This is a genomic window from Bacteroides sp. 1001302B_160321_D4 (assembly GCF_015667765.1).
Lineage (GTDB): Bacteria > Bacteroidota > Bacteroidia > Bacteroidales > Bacteroidaceae > Bacteroides > Bacteroides xylanisolvens.
The window spans coordinates 1-16856 of the sequence record NZ_JADPLO010000061.1; the positions used below are offsets into that span (position 1 = coordinate 1).

24 protein-coding genes are annotated in these 16856 nt (G+C 36.7%); 16 read left to right on the plus strand and 8 right to left on the minus strand.

The features are described from left to right. Positions 1-144: 144 nt before the first annotated feature. Positions 145-351, minus strand: coding sequence for a hypothetical protein (locus KFO40_RS19995; protein ID WP_005783125.1), 207 nt, complete (start codon positions 349-351; stop codon positions 145-147). 157 nt (positions 352-508) lie between these two features. Here KFO40_RS19995 and KFO40_RS20000 point away from each other — a divergent pair, with 157 nt between their 5' ends. From KFO40_RS20000 to KFO40_RS20025, 6 genes are all read left to right on the plus strand, one after another. Beyond that, a complete protein-coding gene (locus KFO40_RS20000; protein WP_065421929.1) occupies positions 509-775 on the plus strand; it encodes a hypothetical protein in 267 nt (88 codons plus the stop codon). Continuing rightward, positions 772-1074, plus strand: a complete 303-nt coding sequence (locus KFO40_RS20005; protein ID WP_005783129.1) for a type II toxin-antitoxin system RelE family toxin — start codon at positions 772-774, stop codon at positions 1072-1074. Before KFO40_RS20000 ends, KFO40_RS20005 begins: the two co-directional genes overlap by 4 nt. 9 nt (positions 1075-1083) lie before the next feature. After that, complete coding sequence (locus tag KFO40_RS20010; protein WP_005783131.1) at positions 1084-2277, plus strand: hypothetical protein; 1194 nt, start codon at positions 1084-1086, stop codon at positions 2275-2277. Positions 2278-2928: 651 nt separating this feature from the next. Continuing rightward, complete coding sequence (locus tag KFO40_RS20015; protein ID WP_032541951.1) at positions 2929-3132, plus strand: hypothetical protein; 204 nt, start codon at positions 2929-2931, stop codon at positions 3130-3132. A gap of 28 nt (positions 3133-3160) precedes the next feature. Next, positions 3161-3397 (plus strand): hypothetical protein, encoded by a 237-nt coding sequence (locus tag KFO40_RS20020; RefSeq protein WP_005783135.1) that lies wholly within the window; start codon positions 3161-3163, stop codon positions 3395-3397. A 56-nt stretch (positions 3398-3453) separates the two neighbouring features. Continuing rightward, positions 3454-4041, plus strand: a complete 588-nt coding sequence (locus KFO40_RS20025) for a recombinase family protein (protein WP_005783137.1) — start codon at positions 3454-3456, stop codon at positions 4039-4041. Between the two features lie 38 nt (positions 4042-4079). Here KFO40_RS20025 and KFO40_RS20030 read toward each other — a convergent pair whose 3' ends face one another. From KFO40_RS20030 to KFO40_RS20040, 3 genes are all read right to left on the minus strand, one after another. Then, on the minus strand, positions 4080-4304 hold the full coding sequence (locus KFO40_RS20030; RefSeq protein ID WP_005783138.1) for a hypothetical protein: 225 nt from the start codon (positions 4302-4304) through the stop codon (positions 4080-4082). 94 nt (positions 4305-4398) lie between these two features. Beyond that, positions 4399-4887: a hypothetical protein gene (locus KFO40_RS20035; RefSeq protein WP_005783140.1), complete on the minus strand. Its 489-nt coding sequence runs from the start codon at positions 4885-4887 to the stop codon at positions 4399-4401. Between the two features lie 4 nt (positions 4888-4891). Further along, positions 4892-5587: a ParA family protein gene (locus KFO40_RS20040; RefSeq protein WP_005783141.1), complete on the minus strand. Its 696-nt coding sequence runs from the start codon at positions 5585-5587 to the stop codon at positions 4892-4894. 502 nt (positions 5588-6089) lie between these two features. Here KFO40_RS20040 and KFO40_RS20045 point away from each other — a divergent pair. The 7 genes from KFO40_RS20045 to erm(F) all read left to right on the plus strand — a co-directional run bounded on the left by KFO40_RS20045 (position 6090) and on the right by erm(F) (position 10797). Beyond that, on the plus strand, positions 6090-6398 hold the full coding sequence (locus KFO40_RS20045) for a plasmid mobilization protein (RefSeq protein ID WP_005783145.1): 309 nt from the start codon (positions 6090-6092) through the stop codon (positions 6396-6398). Next, a complete protein-coding gene (locus KFO40_RS20050; RefSeq protein WP_005783146.1) occupies positions 6395-7813 on the plus strand; it encodes a relaxase/mobilization nuclease domain-containing protein in 1419 nt (472 codons plus the stop codon). The genes KFO40_RS20045 and KFO40_RS20050 overlap by 4 nt, the downstream gene beginning before the upstream one ends. Positions 7814-7859: 46 nt before the next feature. After that, entirely contained in the window at positions 7860-8072 is a 213-nt protein-coding gene (locus KFO40_RS20055) for a hypothetical protein (RefSeq protein WP_032581880.1), read from the plus strand. Positions 8073-8089: 17 nt separating this feature from the next. Beyond that, positions 8090-8350: a hypothetical protein gene (locus KFO40_RS20060; RefSeq protein WP_005783148.1), complete on the plus strand. Its 261-nt coding sequence runs from the start codon at positions 8090-8092 to the stop codon at positions 8348-8350. A 17-nt stretch (positions 8351-8367) separates the two neighbouring features. Further along, positions 8368-9339, plus strand: coding sequence for a hypothetical protein (locus KFO40_RS20065; protein ID WP_005783149.1), 972 nt, complete (start codon positions 8368-8370; stop codon positions 9337-9339). 326 nt (positions 9340-9665) lie between these two features. Continuing rightward, the gene (locus KFO40_RS20070; protein ID WP_032541962.1) at positions 9666-9986 is read left to right on the plus strand and encodes a hypothetical protein; all 321 of its coding nucleotides are present in this window, start codon (positions 9666-9668) and stop codon (positions 9984-9986) included. Positions 9987-9996: 10 nt separating this feature from the next. After that, positions 9997-10797: a 23S rRNA (adenine(2058)-N(6))-methyltransferase Erm(F) gene (gene erm(F) / locus KFO40_RS20075; protein ID WP_002682030.1), complete on the plus strand. Its 801-nt coding sequence runs from the start codon at positions 9997-9999 to the stop codon at positions 10795-10797. A 212-nt stretch (positions 10798-11009) separates the two neighbouring features. Here the strand turns inward: erm(F) and tet(X) are convergent, their stop codons facing one another. Continuing rightward, positions 11010-12176, minus strand: a complete 1167-nt coding sequence (gene tet(X) / locus KFO40_RS20080; RefSeq protein WP_005783159.1) for a tetracycline-inactivating monooxygenase Tet(X) — start codon at positions 12174-12176, stop codon at positions 11010-11012. Between the two features lie 780 nt (positions 12177-12956). Between tet(X) and KFO40_RS20085 the strand changes: the two genes are divergently transcribed. The 3 genes from KFO40_RS20085 (at position 12957) to KFO40_RS20095 (ending at position 14305) form a co-directional block, all read left to right on the plus strand. Then, complete coding sequence (locus KFO40_RS20085; RefSeq protein WP_005783162.1) at positions 12957-13157, plus strand: winged helix-turn-helix domain-containing protein; 201 nt, start codon at positions 12957-12959, stop codon at positions 13155-13157. Positions 13158-13279: 122 nt separating this feature from the next. After that, a complete protein-coding gene (locus tag KFO40_RS20090; RefSeq protein ID WP_005783165.1) occupies positions 13280-13516 on the plus strand; it encodes a winged helix-turn-helix domain-containing protein in 237 nt (78 codons plus the stop codon). Positions 13517-13861: 345 nt separating this feature from the next. After that, entirely contained in the window at positions 13862-14305 is a 444-nt protein-coding gene (locus KFO40_RS20095; RefSeq protein WP_005783167.1) for a hypothetical protein, read from the plus strand. A gap of 82 nt (positions 14306-14387) precedes the next feature. Here KFO40_RS20095 and KFO40_RS20100 read toward each other — a convergent pair whose 3' ends face one another. The 3 genes from KFO40_RS20100 to KFO40_RS20110 all read right to left on the minus strand — a co-directional run bounded on the left by KFO40_RS20100 (position 14388) and on the right by KFO40_RS20110 (position 16785). Next, positions 14388-14693 (minus strand): hypothetical protein, encoded by a 306-nt coding sequence (locus KFO40_RS20100; protein WP_005783170.1) that lies wholly within the window; start codon positions 14691-14693, stop codon positions 14388-14390. A 671-nt stretch (positions 14694-15364) separates the two neighbouring features. After that, positions 15365-16264, minus strand: coding sequence for a nucleotidyl transferase AbiEii/AbiGii toxin family protein (locus KFO40_RS20105; RefSeq protein ID WP_050418582.1), 900 nt, complete (start codon positions 16262-16264; stop codon positions 15365-15367). After that, positions 16261-16785 carry a transcriptional regulator gene (locus tag KFO40_RS20110; RefSeq protein WP_032541952.1) on the minus strand — a complete coding sequence of 175 codons (525 nt, stop codon included), beginning with the start codon at positions 16783-16785 and terminating at the stop codon, positions 16261-16263. The genes KFO40_RS20105 and KFO40_RS20110 overlap by 4 nt, the downstream gene beginning before the upstream one ends. Between the last annotated feature and the right edge of the window lie 71 nt (positions 16786-16856).

Here is a 16856-nt window from a genome sequence, read left to right on the forward strand (position 1 = left end):
GAAAGAAAGCGGAATTTTTGAAGTAGCAAATAGATCTTGAAAAAGGAAAAAAACTTCAGTTTAAAAAAAGGTTCGTTATATTGAATGCAAAATTCAAATAAATATTTAAAACAGCAAAAATTTTGTGGTTAAATATTGTAATTTTTATGTTTTCTCCCATAATTCAGGCTGAACACATTTCCAACCAGCGGCAGCTAAATAGTCCCGGATTCGTTCTTCAGGAACTTTGCCCCCTTTTTGAAAGGTCGCTTTATCATATTTCGCCTGAATAGGTGAACGTAGGGAATTTACATACCACTTTCTTTGTTTAATAAGCTCGCGGAAAGAATCTTCCAAAGTCAGTTTATCCATTTCTTTAATATTAAAAAATGTATATATAGTTTAATGTATCAAAAAATCGAATGTTATATAACTTATATATGTTATATATATTGTATATGTTATATATCTTTGTTGGGCGATTAATTCATGCAAAGATATAGATTATTAATTTAAAACATAAATGATTATGGGAACAACAATCTCAAACACCCAAATTGATAAGAGAAAGAAACTGTTGGATCTGCCGGAAGACGTTATAACTGTGCTATCCGTACAAGCAGCTAAGGAAGGGAAATCAGCTAAAGCCTTTATGGAAGGCTTATTGATCTCCGCTGCTAATGATTTAGAAGATATAACAACTTATACGTTTCTTTCCAAGAATCAACCTGAAGGGCATGTCATGGTTAGTGAAGCCGAACAAAAAGCCTTTGAACAGAAATATGGTTTATCATGAATGTAGAATATTCAAAGCCATTTTTAAAGGCAGTAGATAAATTATCAGGGAAAGTTCTGTCTTCTGTCCTTGATATGATCCGGGAAGTGAAGAATGCTAATGGTATTGATGAAATTACTAATTGCAAGAAACTCATTGCCTATAAATCAGTATATCGGATTCGTATAGGAGATTATAGAGCATTCTTTATTTTCCACGTTAAGATTGTAGATGATACAGTTAAATTTGAATATCTAGTATCAAGAGGGGAAGCATACGATAAAAAAGTACAGTCAGAGTTACGGAAAAAGGATAAATGATAATTTATTATGGAAAAAGAATTAAGCCGGGTTCCACGCCTATTAAGTGAAAGTTACAATTCTGGGCTAATTGAGCGCTTATATGATTCTGGCGGTAGTGTAATGCTAGATATTATAATTTACCTTTGTGGGAATCATATTAGAGATCTATTTGGTGAATCATGGTTCTCAATAGAGGATTTTTGTAATAAAATGGGTTATAATCGGACAAATCTTCAAAGAAAACTATCTAAGGAACAGCTGAAGGATCTTTTTGGAAAACGCTCACCTCATTATATCTGTAAGGATATAAACGGGGAGGAAATAAGCCACCCCATAGAAACCGTTTTTGAAGCCGCCCTTTATAAACTTGGCTTAGAAAATATGTCTTATCCTGTTTCTACAAGCGAAGGCACTTCATATATATTTATTCAGATCCTTACCAAATTTGAAATCCGGACAAATTTTAAAACCAAGAAAGGAACGAAAAGATTATATAGTGCTACTCTGAATAATCTGATAAAGGATTCTGTTTATACTCTCTATAATCTAATTGAAAGTCAGGATTATAGAGAGTTACCTTCCAAATATCGATATTTCTATTTGGAACTATCGAAAATGATATATCTTATTAAGTATAAAATCAAAACAGGAGATGCACCTAGTTACAGATTAACCGTTGATCAGTTGGCTAAGTTGTTCAACCTCAATTTTGAAGAGAATAAGGAAAGGAAAAGAAATGTAACAAAAGTTTTGAAGGGGATAAATGAACACTTGAGATTTACCAACTTTCAATTTAAGTACGTTAAAGGTGCTAATGATAAATGGGCATATACGGTAGATTTTGAATTTTCTCAAGAAACGCTTGATTATTTTGATGAACGCTATACCGCTATGTTTACTCAAAGATTCTATAGTGATCTGTTATGGAGATACGCTGGTTTAGCTTTTCCTAATTGTGCGGTAGGCAGAGATCGGGTTAACAAAGTTGAAGATATAAAATCTGATCGAAACTTGTATGAAGATTATTTGGCATGGGCTAATTCTCCACAAAACAAAGCACTGAAAGAGGAAGTATATAGGGAAAATTTCTTTCGGGTATTTGGAAAAACCCCTGAAGAGTTTGGATTAACTAGTAATGCCCCGACTGTGACACGTGAGCCAAAGGAATTTATAGTTAAAAATCCACCTACTGTGACACCTGAACCGGAAAAGATTATCTAGCTGTGTAAAACACTACACTTTTCAATTCTGTTAACATTTCCAGCTGTGTAAAACACTACACTTTTAGGTTTCCAGCTGTGTAGAATGCTACACTTTTGGGTTTCCAGCTGTGTAAAATACTACACTTTTAGGTTTCCAGCTGTGTAGAATGCTACACTTTTGAAAATTTAGCTGTGTAAAACACTACACTTTTGAATTTAGCTGTGTAAAATACTACACCATATTAAAGATATCGCAAAAAAATAAAGTGTTGATTTTTAGATAATTAATGAAAAGTGATTTTTTCCAGCTGTGTAAAAGGCTACACCATATTTCTTAATATAACCTAAAAACCTAAACCCCCTATAATCCCCCAAAGGGGGACAGAAGAAATGACCGGAAAAATGATATTTTTCCTTCAGCTTATATCATCATACTTTCGGAAAAATACTATCGGGCATGACAAATTGTCATATTTTGAGGAAAGTAATAATTCTCCAATCTCCTTTAATCAGAGGTGAGAAAGAGAAACAACAGCTGTTTTACTTTTGGTATACGTTAAGTAAAATGTTTTTTTTGGCATGTATCAAGAAAAAACACATTTTACTTTATTGTTTTACTAAATTATTTTACTACCTTTACAAAAAGTAAAATGATAAAAGCATAATAGATATGACTGATGATGATATTAAAGATTTGAAGAAAGATTTACTTCAGTTGTTTATGAAGTACAATGTTTCCATAGGCTTCACTTGTGCAGACTGTAGTGATACATATGGATTATATGATGATCATATAGTTATACAGGATAATAATAGTAGGGAAAATGTACTAGAAACTGATGGATGGTGGTTAAATATAAGCCATTTGCGATAATTTCAAATAATAAGAAAGGAGTAATAATATGGCAATTGATACAGAAAGGATATTTCTTTTAGCAACTAAAAAAAGCCAGCGAGTGGAAAATCTGACCTATTGTATAGGTGTGCATCGATTAGGAACTCCAAACATGGAGTACATTCTAGGAGAAACAGACAATGACCGTGAATATAGGCAAGGTGATGAAGTTTCATATATTTATCATGCGGAATATGCCTATACGTTGCAGGAGGCTCTAGATTGGCTAAATAATGTAAATTAGTATAAAATGAAATCCTCAATAAATGTTTAATGAAGAATTAAAATCCTCGTATTATAATGAAGATAGGATATGCACGTGTATCGACTCCGGATCAGAATCCAGCTTTGCAATTGGAAGCATTAGAAAAGGCTGGTTGTGAGAAAATTTATCAAGAAAAAAAATCAGCGTTTAAAGAACGTCCTGAATTAATCCGGGCATTAGAAGATCTTAGAACTGGGGATATCTTATATGTCTGGTCGTTGGATCGTTTAGGCAGATCCATGAAGGAAATCCGGACGAATGTAGATCTAATAATGAATAAGGGAGCGCATCTTGTCGATGTAACGCATAATATCGATACGTCCACTCCTTCCGGGAAACTTTTGATCCCGATATTTTCAATGTTGGCAGAAATCGATCAGGTTTTACGTACAGAAAGAACGGTTGCAGGTTGGGAAGTCGCAAAACGTGAGGGAAGAACAGGAGGAAGAAAGCCCGGCTTAAATGATTTAGCGAAAAAGAAAGCCGAGCAGGCAAAGAAAATGTATCTGTCAAAAGATCCCTTCTATTCAGCAAAAGAGATCGCTTCAATTCTCAATATCTCCACGAGAACTTTGTATAAATATTTGCGTTCTGTTGGGGTTGAACCAAAACAAAACCAGTAACCGGTTATCTCTTAATGGAAAGTAAGGTAGGAAATCCCCTACCCTATTTCCATTTTAACTTGTTGCAAAGCCCCTTTGAGTTCTTTCATTGTGTCCCTTTTGTGCTTCTTGCATTCTTCCGGCTGAATGATTTGGAACTGTTCATCTTGGTAGTTGACCGCACCGCAAATCTTTCCGTCATGGTCGCAAATGGTATCATAACCGCCAAGTGTTTCACTTAGCCATAGCATACCGCAAGAGCATTGCACTTTTATTATTCCCATATATATATTTTTAGTTGATTATTTACATGTCTTCTATTGTCAATGATTTACTAATTAATATGATAAGGAAAGGTAAAACAACCTTTCCTTATGGCTATTTTTTTCCTAAAGTACCGTTTATGAATTTGCGTTTATAGCTTGCTATTTCTTTCTTATTTTCTTCCAAAAATGCTTCAAGCAGATTTCCTAGCATTTGCATCATTGGAACTTTTGACATTGTAGATAGTATTTTAAGTTCTTGATGGAACTCTCTAGGTATCTTTATCGTTTCCGTGTCTATTATCTCTCTTTTAGCGAAAAGCAAAGAAAGACCTTTAGGAAAAGATGATTCGGGAAATTCTGAAGGTTCTTCTGTCATATTCTCATTTTCCTGAATGATTTCTTCTTCTTGTACTGGAGCAACAACTTTAGCTGGTTCTGTGGTGCTGGCTGCTGGTTGTACTTCCGGAATTTTCTCTTCTGAAGTCTGTTGTGATGAAACAGATTTTATACTTTGAACTTTCTTAGCTTCTTCTTTACCAGCCTGTACCAATGCGAACATTGATGTTTTGGGTTTTCCTGTATTTTTCTTTTCTTCAGCCATAATTTCATTTTTTAACGTAATTGATTAATAATTGTATCATTTCTTCTCCGAAATCATCACAGGTGTGATTATAGTTGTTTATTATCGTAGAAAGGTTTCTTTGGTAATTAACTTTGCTTTCCTTGATATGATTGTTCAGTAGCTCGAAAGGTAAATTGTCTTTGTTTGCTATAAGCTCTTTATATTCAAGCAAATTAGGTGTTACCTTGTTAGGCAATCCTTTTACTATTGTTTTGTAACCTAGACTTTCTCGTTTAGATAAGATATTTTCCTTGTAGTAATTGTAGAACTTTACAGTGTGCAATACTTCGATTTTTGAAGGAGCAAAAGGTATAATGACCACATCCATCATCATTAGGGTTTCTACTACTCCTGCCTGTTTCAAGTTTCCCGGAAAGTCAACCACTATTATATCGAAACTTTCTTTGAGAAATTCTATGCTGTTAATGAAGTCTGATGAAGATATACTCATTACTTCATACTCGTCTTTTATATCCTCTTCCTGTTGTGCTTCATCGAAAGCTCTTAACTCCCCCATTGTATTTTGCGCATCGTCTATATCGACAACGCCAATGGTTAAACCTGTCTGCTCGTGGCTCTCATGTACATATCCTGCGAACAAGGCTGTTAATGTTGATTTACCTGTTCCACCTTTTGGGTTCTCGAATGCTACGAATATACCCGGTAATATTTTTCCCATAACGTTACGAGTTTAAATTTTTCGCAATATATGAATTAATAATCTAACTAACAAATTAATCAGCTTGTTTAACAAATAATTAACCAATAATCTTATTACATAACCATTTAATAAACTAATTAGTTAATTAAATGGTTAATTATACAATTAATAGATTAGTTATCTAGTTAATAAGTTATTTGATTTATTTATTAATTAGTTAATTAGTTTATGGATTAATTAGTTTTCTGATAAACTAGCTAACTAGTTGTTTTTTTGTTGCCGTGCTTTCAGTTCTTCCTTTTGTTAAGTTATCTGGTTACTTGGTTAATTAGGGAATCAGTTCTTTGGGTTGATTTTTCCGAAAGTATAGATCTTAAAGTTTTGGTGCTTTATAATTTTTATCTATCTTTGTATATGCAAGGTGTGGTTTTGTAGCTACAAAACCCACCTTGCGACAGCCGAGCTGACGAGTGATGTTCGTTTCACTCACATACATTAGAATAGAGAATAGGAATATAGAATGAAAGAGAATAGAACTAAAGTTATTCGGGCACGTCTTTCTGAAGAAGAAAAGGAACAGGTTTTCAGACGAGCTAAAGCTGAAGGTGTAACACTTTCTATGTATTTAAGAAAATCTGTTTTAGGGGAAAGGATAACTTCAAAAGCGGATATTCAAACCGTCTTTGAACTGAAAAAAATAGGTACTAATTTGAATCAACTTGCAAAGCATGTTAACTCTTTACCTGTTGATGAAAATATTCGTCTTTCATTGGAAAGTATAGAGATGTACATTAAAGAGTTGAAGCAAATAACAGATAAACTAATATGATAGCGGAGATACAAGACCCGTTTGTAGGAGAAGCATTAAACCGTAAAATCGATTATCAGTTAAAGAAGATTGAAAGCGGTGTAGCTAGGGAATTATATAATTCTTCTGGTGATTCTCTTATTAATATGTATCGTAATATGTCCCTTGTTGCTGGTCTGAATGATCGTGTGAAATCACCATATATAGAATTTATTCTTAGCAGCCCGATAGGGGAGGATCTTCCGGACGAAAAGTTTTCTGAAGTAGCGAAAGAATATTTGGAAAGAATGGGATACGGTGATTCTTGCTACACCATCATAAAGAACGATGATAAGGACCACCGACATGTACATATACTTGCCACTACGATAGACTTAAACGGCTTGTGGATCTCTGATAGTTACAGCAAGGGACGTTCTGGAAAGATCATGCGAGAGCTAGAGCTTAAACATGGGCTTGAAGTTATGGAGAAAGGAAAGTCTTCCCGGAACAAGACGTTGGGAGAATCCCAGTACCGGCAATATTTCTTTGACACAGCTTTGCACAAGGCTTTGCGCAGCCATAATGCAAAAGAACGGGTGAAGGATCTTCTAGGGCAGTCGGAAACCTTTAAAACGATTAATCCTGATATGACTAAGGCTTATACTAATGCGGAATGGAAAATCATATTGGGGGAAGATACATACGAAAATATGTTAGATATGTTATCAAAAGGAAAGTTCTTTAATCCATTACTCAAGGACGAGTTACTTTCCGTCATGGATCGTTTGCGTCAGGAATGCGGCAACATGAAAGAGTTCCGGGATCGATTGGAAAAAGAAGGGTATTATATGCGTCTGGTATCGGACAAGGGGAAATCTCATTATGTATATGGCATTCCTGATAGGGGCTTTTATCTGAAAGATACAGCCCTTCCGGAATCGTACCGGTTTGGGAAACTTTTGTTCGCCGGAAAACAAATGACCGCAGACGAGCAAAAGCATTATCTGTATAACCAGATCTTTGCAGTTCTTAATGGTTCATCCAGCTATGAAGATTTTAAAGACCGGCTAGCGGAGCATAATATAAATCTGATCGAGCACGTCAACGGTAAAGGGATATACGGCATATCCTTTGCCCTTACAAATGTCGATACTCCGGAAATCTTTAAAAGCTCTGATGTATCAAGGAGATTAACCTATCAGAACATACAAGACTTCTTCCAAAAAGAGCAGAATCCGGAACAGGGAAAAGAACAGGAGAGAGCAACACCCATCGATCCGGTTATCGTGTGTTATGCGAGTAATCCGCACGAATGGGAGAAGGATCTTATCTATATGTACCCGGTTGCCATGTCAATGGCTTTAGATAACGGATCAGGGAAGCACCGGAAAGGTGATGAAGATCTTCCGGACAACAAGAAAAAGAAAAAGCGAAATAAAGGATTATCATATTAATAACAAAATTGAATAGAAAATGCGCAAAAAAAAGAAGCAAATTAGTATGGAAGCAAATCGCTTCAAAAACGTAAGCGAATTGATAAAATCGTTTGAGGAGTATTCTGGGTTCAGTATTGATCCGGAAGAGATAGATACTCGTGATAAGCTGTTGGATAAAATTTCGGAAATACAGGACTATTTATCTAATGAAGTATCAGATATATGTTCTCAGTATTATTATGAAGCAGGACAATTAATGCCTGAAGATGAAGATTAACGTATAACGAATCGGAAATGAACGATATACTATTCAAAAAAATAAAAAGAGCAAACAGTAAATATGCTGAATACTTATCAGCTTGCGATAAAGTAGCTAAAGCAGCCCAAAAGCATATAAACTGGAACGATAGCGTAGGTTGTGCCTATATGCCGGGTGACGGTCTTTGCATAGAGATTGAAGCCCATGTTTGCCCAGCTACAAGATTTTTTGAGCTACCTGATATTATCGGTAATGATATGATTGATGAATACACATATCGAACCAATTGCATTTAATTTAAAACAAGTTAATCATGAACTACAGCGAAGTTTTAAATCCATACCAGCCGTTAGAAACCGGCGATTTCATGTACCGGTATTATATTAATGACCGGGAGTATATAATTTATTCACCGGAACGAAACAAGATATCCTGTTTGGAGTTGTTCGATTTCAAAGATCTTAGCGCTTTTCAATTATCTATATCCATCCAAGCGAAAGTACAGGTGCAATCGGAAAGCGAGGAATTGAAGGAGTTTAGTTTTGATCACGTATGTAGCAAAGAAGATCTGATAGCTTATCTCTTTGATATTACTGAAGGAAAAACGGAGATCCGGAAGGTGAGAAAGGTTTCAAATAACGAGGGCTATTTCCTTTTTGAACTGAAGAGTGCGCATAAGATCCGGAACTTTTACCAGTTCAACCCGGAAAGTAAAGAGTATCAGCTCGTGTTTGACAATGATATTTGCTGTGCAGCGATATATGAAGATGTAACTTCTGATGTCGTAAACGTGTGCTGGAATCCTGCTATCTTTAGTATATTAGAAGGACAGACAGAGCAGCAGAATACTTCTTATCTTCTGCCTTCTTCTAATCCTATCCTTTGTGCGCATGTCTGCAAGAAAGCGCAGGAGAGAAACGCTAGGATCAATCTGTACGTAGGCAAAAACGGCATAGAAGCTCTTTTGTTCTTTTCTTACTATATAGCTTCTAAAGGAATTGAGAAAAGCATTTCTATTTTTTCCGACAGTAAGCAGGTGACTGTAGAAATGGATCGTTGGAATCCTGTTACGGTGGTTAAACTTATGTCTAAGATGCAGAAAACGATCAATGATAAGTTAAGGAAACAGTTTGGGGAAGAAGATGAAGTGACCATTTACCGGCTGGAATCCGTAGCGGGGAAATCTTTTCTTGCTTTTCAAAACCATCCTCTAGCAATAGATGTGTTCTTTCGGAATATCATCCCGTTATATGGTTTGGAAAATATTGAGTATATAGAAATGTAGCTTGTTGTTTATCTGATAAACAAGAAAAAATTATTCTAAATAGGAAACATTTTTATAGGGAAATTGTTATTTTTGTGCAGTCGTAAACCGACCGTGTTTTTACATATTGAAGAAAAAAAGCGTTTAGCTGATTTCTGTGCAAGCGAAAAGTCCAAAAATTGCATTATACACAGAGAAACAGATAAATGCTCCCCGTGATATGCGGGGGGTATCTCCTGTTTGTGTGTATAGGGCTTGGATTCCCTCGCTTGCGGATAGGCGAATGCCCTTCCGCTTTTTTTATGTTTATTGGCTTGGTGTAGGGCACAAGCGAAAACCTTATGGCAATGGAAAAGACACAGCGAAAACAGTCCCTAAACTGCTTGTCAAACACTCCTAAGCTGTTTGACCTAAACGAACTACTAAGCTCGCTCAAGATCACACCCGGACAAATGGAGAACATGAAAGGGTTGATATACATCGAAGGGCTGACGGAAAAGCAAGTACGCCAAAGATTAAGCCATGCAAAGATCATCAGAACAAATAAATTCGGGGTTAATTCCTGCCTGTATTATATCCTCTTTGAGGATGTAAAGGGGAGATATTTGTGCCTGTTTAACGGTGACAGGGAATGTTTCAGAGCGTTGTTTTTCAGTATTCACCTGTAAGAAGTTACTAATGACAAAAAAGAAATTGCCCGTTCGTTTTACGGGTCAGCACTTTACTATTGATAAAGTGCTAATAAAAGATGCAATAAGACAAGCAAATATAAGTAATCAGGATACGGTTTTAGATATTGGGGCAGGCAAGGGGTTTCTTACTGTTCATTTATTAAAAATCGCCAACAATGTTGTTGCTATTGAAAACGACACAGCTTTGGTTGAACATTTACGAAAATTATTTTCTGATGCCCGAAATGTTCAAGTTGTCGGTTGTGATTTTAGGAATTTTGCAGTTCCGAAATTTCCTTTCAAAGTGGTGTCAAATATTCCTTATGGCATTACTTCCGATATTTTCAAAATCCTGATGTTTGAGAGTCTTGGAAATTTTCTGGGAGGTTCCATTGTCCTTCAATTAGAACCTACACAAAAGTTATTTTCGAGGAAGCTTTACAATCCATATACCGTTTTCTATCATACTTTTTTTGATTTGAAACTTGTCTATGAGGTAGGTCCTGAAAGTTTCTTGCCACCGCCAACTGTCAAATCAGCCCTGTTAAACATTAAAAGAAAACACTTATTTTTTGATTTTAAGTTTAAAGCCAAATACTTAGCATTTATTTCCTGTCTGTTAGAGAAACCTGATTTATCTGTAAAAACAGCTTTAAAGTCGATTTTCAGGAAAAGTCAGGTCAGGTCAATTTCGGAAAAATTCGGTTTAAACCTTAATGCTCAAATTGTTTGTTTGTCTCCAAGTCAATGGTTAAACTGTTTTTTGGAAATGCTGGAAGTTGTCCCTGAAAAATTTCATCCTTCGTAGTTCAAAGTCGGGTGGTTGTCAAGATGATTTTTTTGGTTTGGTGTCGTCTTTTTTTAAGCTGCCGCATAACGGCTGGCAAATTGGCGATGGAGCCGACTTTTAGCACAAATGTTGAATAGAATTACTAATCTTCAACATTGCACAAAAGTTCAATAGAAGTACTTCACCGGCTCTATTGCCAATTTGTTTGTTATGTGCCGTTTTATTCCATTTTATACATTTAACAATTGCTGAAACGTAAAGTCGGGTTTAAACATTTCAATTTCGTTTTGAGTTGATTCTTCTTGTGCTTCTTTGCCATAGATAAACATTTGCTGTTCATAATTTTTAACAGCCTCTTCAATGCTATTAAATTTTCCATCGGCTAGATTATCAGACAATATCAAGGCATCCACCAACCCACTATTTACTCCCTGCCCTGCAAAAGGCGGCATCAAATGTGCGGCATCCCCAATCATTGTTATGGGTAATGGGCGCTTGCTTTTCCAAGGCTTTTCTAAAGGAAATATCCGTGTAGCCAATCCTACAAATGACAACGTCGTATGAATCAATTCTTTGTAGCGTTCGTCCCAATCGGAAAATTCTTTCAGAAGAAAATCAACGACACTATTTCTGTTTTGAAAATCTACCTGCGTTTGGTTTTTCCATTCATCAGGTGTTTTAAAACTTATTCCAAAATGCAATGCACCATTATTATTGGGGTTAGCAAATAATAAATTACCTTGGTGAGATGCCATTAGCCGGTTTCCATTGCATAGCTGAAAAAATCCAGGACAGTTTATCTCTGGTTGATGAATATCGGCTTGTATATTGAAAGTACCTGTTTCTTCAACTTCCGTGTCGGTAACAAATTTTCTTACCTTGGACATCCCGCCATTGGCAAGAATAACCAAATCTGCTGTTTCACTCGGTTTATTCTCAAAAGTTAGTGTCCACTTCTTCTTACCAGGTTCAAGCATAACAAGTTTTCTATCCCAAATAACCGTGTCGTTTTCTAAACTATTCAACAAGATAGCCCTTAAGTCATTTCTGTTTATTTCAGGATTGTCAAATCGATTTTCGGGCTTTACATTTTTTGTGGATAAAATATTGCCTTTTTTATCAGCAATATTTACACCCATTGGTAAGGCTAAGTCATAATAAGTTTGTAACAATCCCGCTTTTTTCATTGCTTCCTGACCTGAACCTTTGTGTAGGTCAAGGGTTCCACCAAAAATTCTTGCCTCTCGGTCGTTGTCTCTTTCGTAAACTGAAACGTCTATGCCGTTTTGCTGTAATAATTTTGCCATAGTCAGTCCAACGGGTCCACCACCAATTATTGCAACGTTCTTATCACTAAGTAAATTCATTTGTTTGTCTGTATCTATTCGCATTGTCATTCAAAAATGGCCCATAACAATGGCTCGGCGAATTGGCGAAGTAGCGAAGCTGTATCGAAGATACAAAAGCGGAGCTATTTAGCCAAGTCGCTTGTTGTAAGCAGTCCGCGAAGCGGCGGCTTACGGCAAGCGACGTAAGTCGCCGAGCCATTGTTAGCAAGGAGCGCAGCGGATTGCTAACAACGGTTTGCAGCTATACGCAGGCAGGGATTTTTACCACTAAGCTACCTACGATGAACTGAACTTTAAATTTACCACTTTCCTGTCTTACGAAGCACGAACCCCCTGCTTGCGTATAGGTGATGTTATGCGGTCGGCTTTCATTTTCTCTTCTTTCTCGTTAATTTGTCAAGCAAAGTTACTAAATTTGCAGTCAAGCAATTTCAATTTTTGAATTATGTATTTCAGCAGACCTTGGACTTCTATCTAAGTGATAGGCAGTCCTGAATAAATTCCAATCAATCTTTTAGGGCAAGACAATCAGTCTATGCTTTGTGTGTGCTGTCATTTTTTTTGATGGCATTGCTTTGTCGTAGTTGCTCTGTCGGGTAATACTGTCTATTCACTTCTCTGTGATTTGAATTCAAGGTATTACTAAATTAACCCCCTATAAGATAGAATTGTAAAGTTCTTTTCATCCGCAAAATGGAATGAATAGAACGTAATATTCATATTGTTAAAATCTATTAACGGGGGGGGTAAATTCTAATTTGTATTTCTACATGCTTTGAATAATAAAATATATACATATTTTTGAACCATTAAAATATAAACTTTATCATGGAAAAAGCAAATATAGGATTTAAAGCCGGGATCATCTTAGAAAAATTAGGCGAAACCGGACTTATAACCATTGCCGAGCTTGCGAGAAGGCTAAATCTTGCGGCTGATGAAACCGCACTCGCCGCCGGGTGGCTCGCACGTGAGAATAAGATATACATCGAACGGCGAAACGGTTTGCTGTATATCAGGAAAGAGTGATACAACGTATCAAAAGGATAAACGATAAACGCTGGAATGTTTGCAGTGCGTAACACTATTGATGTAAAAGTGCTTTTCATTATCCATTTGAAACCATTTATAAACTTATAAAAAATACAGGTATGGATAAGCACATCATCAGAGAGAACGCAGGGAAACTCTGGCGCTTATTAAGCACAGACGTACACCGGAAATGGAATTTGCAGGAAGTAAAGGAATTGACAGGGTTCAATGATCTGGAAGTCGCCAGTGCGATAGGCTGGCTCGCTCGTGAGGACAAGATTCAATTCGAGCTTGAACACCACGACACTAAGGATAAGAACGCATTACTATACCTTATGTTGAACGTCTATTTCTAAACACCTCCCTTTGAATTGTAAAAGCCTCCGGCGGGGTTTTCGCCGGGGGGGCTTCTTGCATTTGCATATATAACCTCAAAGGCAAGTCAAATCGGACGGGGTGGCGGTCGGACGGCTGAAAAGTCGAAAACGTAACACAGGCGTGTTACTACTTGTCTTTGACAAGGCATTTTTTAGGGGTGCTGGCATACAATCCGAAAGGGGCGGGAACGGCTGTTCCCGTTTGTTCTCCCTGCAACCTACAGGATATTAACCTTAAATCATTAAGTGATAAACACTATATTTAATAACCCCTTTTAGCCAACAAATTGTTATCTTTGCGTAGGGTAAACAAAAAATAAGCTTATGAAAACTGCTATGGAAAAAAAAGAAACCGGCTTAATGAGACAGATCGGTTATCTCTCTTTTGTCGTTGTTTTGTTGTATGGGCTTACGCTATTTGCGGTTTCTTGTGACAATGATGAAGATCCTCCTCTTCCTCCCGCAGTGGAAAAAGTAGTGCTGGCATTTGGTGTGGATCAGGGTGAAGGTCAGCTTTCGGCTAAACCGGAGTTGGAAAATACGGCTGCGGAAAAGATAGGAGAATTGATCTCTCCGGCTGAAATAGCGAAAGGCACAACGGTGCATTTTCGTGCTACCCATTCCAAATCATGGACAATCATGTATTGGAAAGTCAATGGCGTCATTATTCGTTCTGTGGAGCCGGAGCAGACTTTCGTCATCGATGAGCATAAGGAGGTTCGGGTTGCTTTCAAGCCTTACAAGTCACCGGAACCGGAGGGGCTGTAAAACAAACTGTGTCAGCAAAGCAATAAAATATTAATTTTGCTGACACAGTTTAATTGAATTCTCTTTTTGCTGTTCATTTGCTTTATTTCAGGACTTCGCCCTTCTCGTTGAAGAACACTTCGCTGTCCGTGCCTTCTGCATCGGTAAATGTCACCTTGTAGGTCTTTGTGCCTTCCTCGCTTTCCTCAACTGCGGCTTCCTTGATTGTCAGGTCTGCGAAATCCTTCTTGATCGTGTCCTGAACCGCCTGCGGCAGATCCTTTACCTCGATTGGCTTATAATCGTTCACCATTACCACAATCTCAACATCCGATACCATGTTGCCGGCGAATGCCACTGAACTACCCAATCCCATAACAAGTGCTACTGCAAATAATACCTTTTTCATAATCCAATCTATTTAAATATTTAACATATGGTTTCTGAAAGACAAAGAACAAACATTGTGCCAAACAAACAAGTCATATATACCTGATAATCAAAAGCATACAAAAAACACATATATTTATTGAAGAACTGTTATCTGTGTATCATTTCCACATTTTGTGGAAACGATACACAGACTTTCTACAATTGCCTCCGGCGGGGTTTTCGCCGGGGGGCTTCTTGCATTTGCATATCTATCAAAAAGAAAGCAATATCGGAGCGTTACACCATAAAAACAGCTAGCCGGTTATTACAAAATGATATTGCCACAGTTGAGCATAAGGACAGGTCCAGCTATAAAATGGAGTAGGAGAGTAGCAAAATGATATTTATGTTTTAGGCGTTCCCTTCGGTCAGGCTTTCCGCTTCTACATGGTAAACGCTTCAATCCTTAACGCATAATGCCCACCCACCCGAATAAGGTAGGCTATTTTCCGATTGATCGGTTCGGTGAGCCATCCGGTAAACCGAATGACTTTCACCGATCCGAACAGTCGGAAAAGGAGTACCCGGAATAAACCTTTCCGGCTGATAGGTGCAAGCACTTACCAGCTGGAAAGATATATTCCTGCATGGGTACTCCGGTAGCCGGTTGTTTGATCCCGTTATTATACTTTCGGAAAAAATCTGTGTTTAGATACTTTTTTCTGTGTTTAATCCTAGTTCTTTGCTATCGCTTTGGGCTAGTTTGATGTTGCTTAATCCGGGAGCATCAGAGGGCAGACCGAAGATCTTCTGGACTGCTATCATCGTTGGAGCCGGTGCGGATCCTTTCAGGTTGTTTATCGCTTCCGGAGAAGGGATATATCCTTCATCCTTTAGGAAAGAGATCTGTGCAAAGTCATTTTTTTTTATGGCAAGAAAAAAGTCTTTTTCTTTTAGATATTGATCTACCATTTCTTTTAAATCATCTTTTACTAATGACCAGTAGTTACCCTTGAAGCAATCTATTCCTTCAGGTGATTCTTTTACAGAATCTATTTTTTGAAACCCATTTAATATACCTTCCTCTGTAACACTCCATTCGTTCCTTTTTATTCCCCAGTCGATCATATCTTTGAATGAATATTTTTCATTTAGTTCGTGGATATCCCAAAAGTCTTTTTGTCTTGGTTCTTCTTCTGTAATGGCAGATAGTTTCATGGCTGCTATTTCCCGTATGTCTGCTATTCGTATGTGGTCGATTTCTTGTATGGGGAAAATAAATTTTTCAGTATAGAAAAAATCGACTTTAATTTTGTCTATAGGGGAGTCCCCCATGTATAGTGTATATCCTAAAGCTGATGTGTCCAGAGAATCTGTATTCTCGGAATATGGAAAACTCCTTTGAATAAACTCTTTCATTTCTTTTGTATTCATGGTTCCATAATCTATATCAGTGAATAAATCTATGTCAATAGATCTTCGATGTCCTAGTTGTAGGCTCAAACAGGTTCCACCTATAAGCGTGAAATCTTTAAAAATAGGACTATTGACCAGCTTTTGCAGAGTTTCTTTTAATAAAGGAGAAACAGTTTCATAATGTAAGTTCATAGAATGTATTTTTGATAGTTATCGTTTCTTGTGTTACTATTCCATTTGTTTTTTATGTTGGGAATGACTTGTTTTATGGTTTCTATTCCATAGAACCGAATAATCTCCTTGATCTCGATATCGTTGCCATATTCAAAAGCCCGTTGTATAACCCATTCCTTGTTCCTTATCCAATTTATCTTATCTATTCGTGTGTCCCAAAATAATCCTTTACTTAGTTTAGATAAGTCAGGATGTTTCTTTCGCTCTTCTTTCATTATGAAGGTATATATGTCATGGTTGGCTTGTATTTTAAAGAAAAAGCCTTCAATGTTTATGTTTAACGCTTTTTCTATTGAAATGGAGGCTTTTATAGTGAATTTTCGTTCCCCTTTTATATAGTCACAAATACGTTGCGGATATTCATTTGACATATGCGCTAACTTTTTTTGAGATATATTCCTTTTTTTAAGGATTACATCCAATATCTTACCTGCCGGAACATCTTCCATTGACAAGTATTTTTCATATTTTATATTCATAGGACTATAATTTTGTTTTGGCAAAAATAATGACTCTTAATACAATAACCAAATTTGGTTATTGTTATTTT

Bases quoted from the DNA above. Each gene is read 5' to 3' on its own strand.
- KFO40_RS20020 (WP_005783135.1), top strand. From the start codon at position 3,161: ATGGCAATTGATACAGAAAGGATATTTCTTTTAGCAACTAAAAAAAGC.
- KFO40_RS20025 (WP_005783137.1), top strand. From the start codon at position 3,454: ATGAAGATAGGATATGCACGTGTATCGACTCCGGATCAGAATCCAGCT.
- KFO40_RS20010 (WP_005783131.1), top strand. From the start codon at position 1,084: ATGGAAAAAGAATTAAGCCGGGTTCCACGCCTATTAAGTGAAAGTTAC.
- KFO40_RS20000 (WP_065421929.1), top strand. From the start codon at position 509: ATGGGAACAACAATCTCAAACACCCAAATTGATAAGAGAAAGAAACTG.
- KFO40_RS20045 (WP_005783145.1), top strand. From the start codon at position 6,090: ATGAAAGAGAATAGAACTAAAGTTATTCGGGCACGTCTTTCTGAAGAA.
- KFO40_RS20030 (WP_005783138.1), bottom strand. From the start codon at position 4,304: ATGGGAATAATAAAAGTGCAATGCTCTTGCGGTATGCTATGGCTAAGT.
- KFO40_RS20035 (WP_005783140.1), bottom strand. From the start codon at position 4,887: ATGGCTGAAGAAAAGAAAAATACAGGAAAACCCAAAACATCAATGTTC.
- KFO40_RS20055 (WP_032581880.1), top strand. From the start codon at position 7,860: ATGGAAGCAAATCGCTTCAAAAACGTAAGCGAATTGATAAAATCGTTT.
- KFO40_RS20070 (WP_032541962.1), top strand. From the start codon at position 9,666: ATGGAAAAGACACAGCGAAAACAGTCCCTAAACTGCTTGTCAAACACT.
- KFO40_RS20060 (WP_005783148.1), top strand. From the start codon at position 8,090: ATGAACGATATACTATTCAAAAAAATAAAAAGAGCAAACAGTAAATAT.
- KFO40_RS20100 (WP_005783170.1), bottom strand. From the start codon at position 14,693: ATGAAAAAGGTATTATTTGCAGTAGCACTTGTTATGGGATTGGGTAGT.
- KFO40_RS20090 (WP_005783165.1), top strand. From the start codon at position 13,280: ATGGATAAGCACATCATCAGAGAGAACGCAGGGAAACTCTGGCGCTTA.
- KFO40_RS20005 (WP_005783129.1), top strand. From the start codon at position 772: ATGAATGTAGAATATTCAAAGCCATTTTTAAAGGCAGTAGATAAATTA.
- KFO40_RS20050 (WP_005783146.1), top strand. From the start codon at position 6,395: ATGATAGCGGAGATACAAGACCCGTTTGTAGGAGAAGCATTAAACCGT.
- KFO40_RS20040 (WP_005783141.1), bottom strand. From the start codon at position 5,587: ATGGGAAAAATATTACCGGGTATATTCGTAGCATTCGAGAACCCAAAA.
- KFO40_RS20015 (WP_032541951.1), top strand. From the start codon at position 2,929: ATGACTGATGATGATATTAAAGATTTGAAGAAAGATTTACTTCAGTTG.
- KFO40_RS20105 (WP_050418582.1), bottom strand. From the start codon at position 16,264: ATGAACTTACATTATGAAACTGTTTCTCCTTTATTAAAAGAAACTCTG.
- KFO40_RS20095 (WP_005783167.1), top strand. From the start codon at position 13,862: ATGAAAACTGCTATGGAAAAAAAAGAAACCGGCTTAATGAGACAGATC.
- KFO40_RS20065 (WP_005783149.1), top strand. From the start codon at position 8,368: ATGAACTACAGCGAAGTTTTAAATCCATACCAGCCGTTAGAAACCGGC.
- KFO40_RS20085 (WP_005783162.1), top strand. From the start codon at position 12,957: ATGGAAAAAGCAAATATAGGATTTAAAGCCGGGATCATCTTAGAAAAA.
- KFO40_RS20110 (WP_032541952.1), bottom strand. From the start codon at position 16,785: ATGAATATAAAATATGAAAAATACTTGTCAATGGAAGATGTTCCGGCA.
- KFO40_RS19995 (WP_005783125.1), bottom strand. From the start codon at position 351: ATGGATAAACTGACTTTGGAAGATTCTTTCCGCGAGCTTATTAAACAA.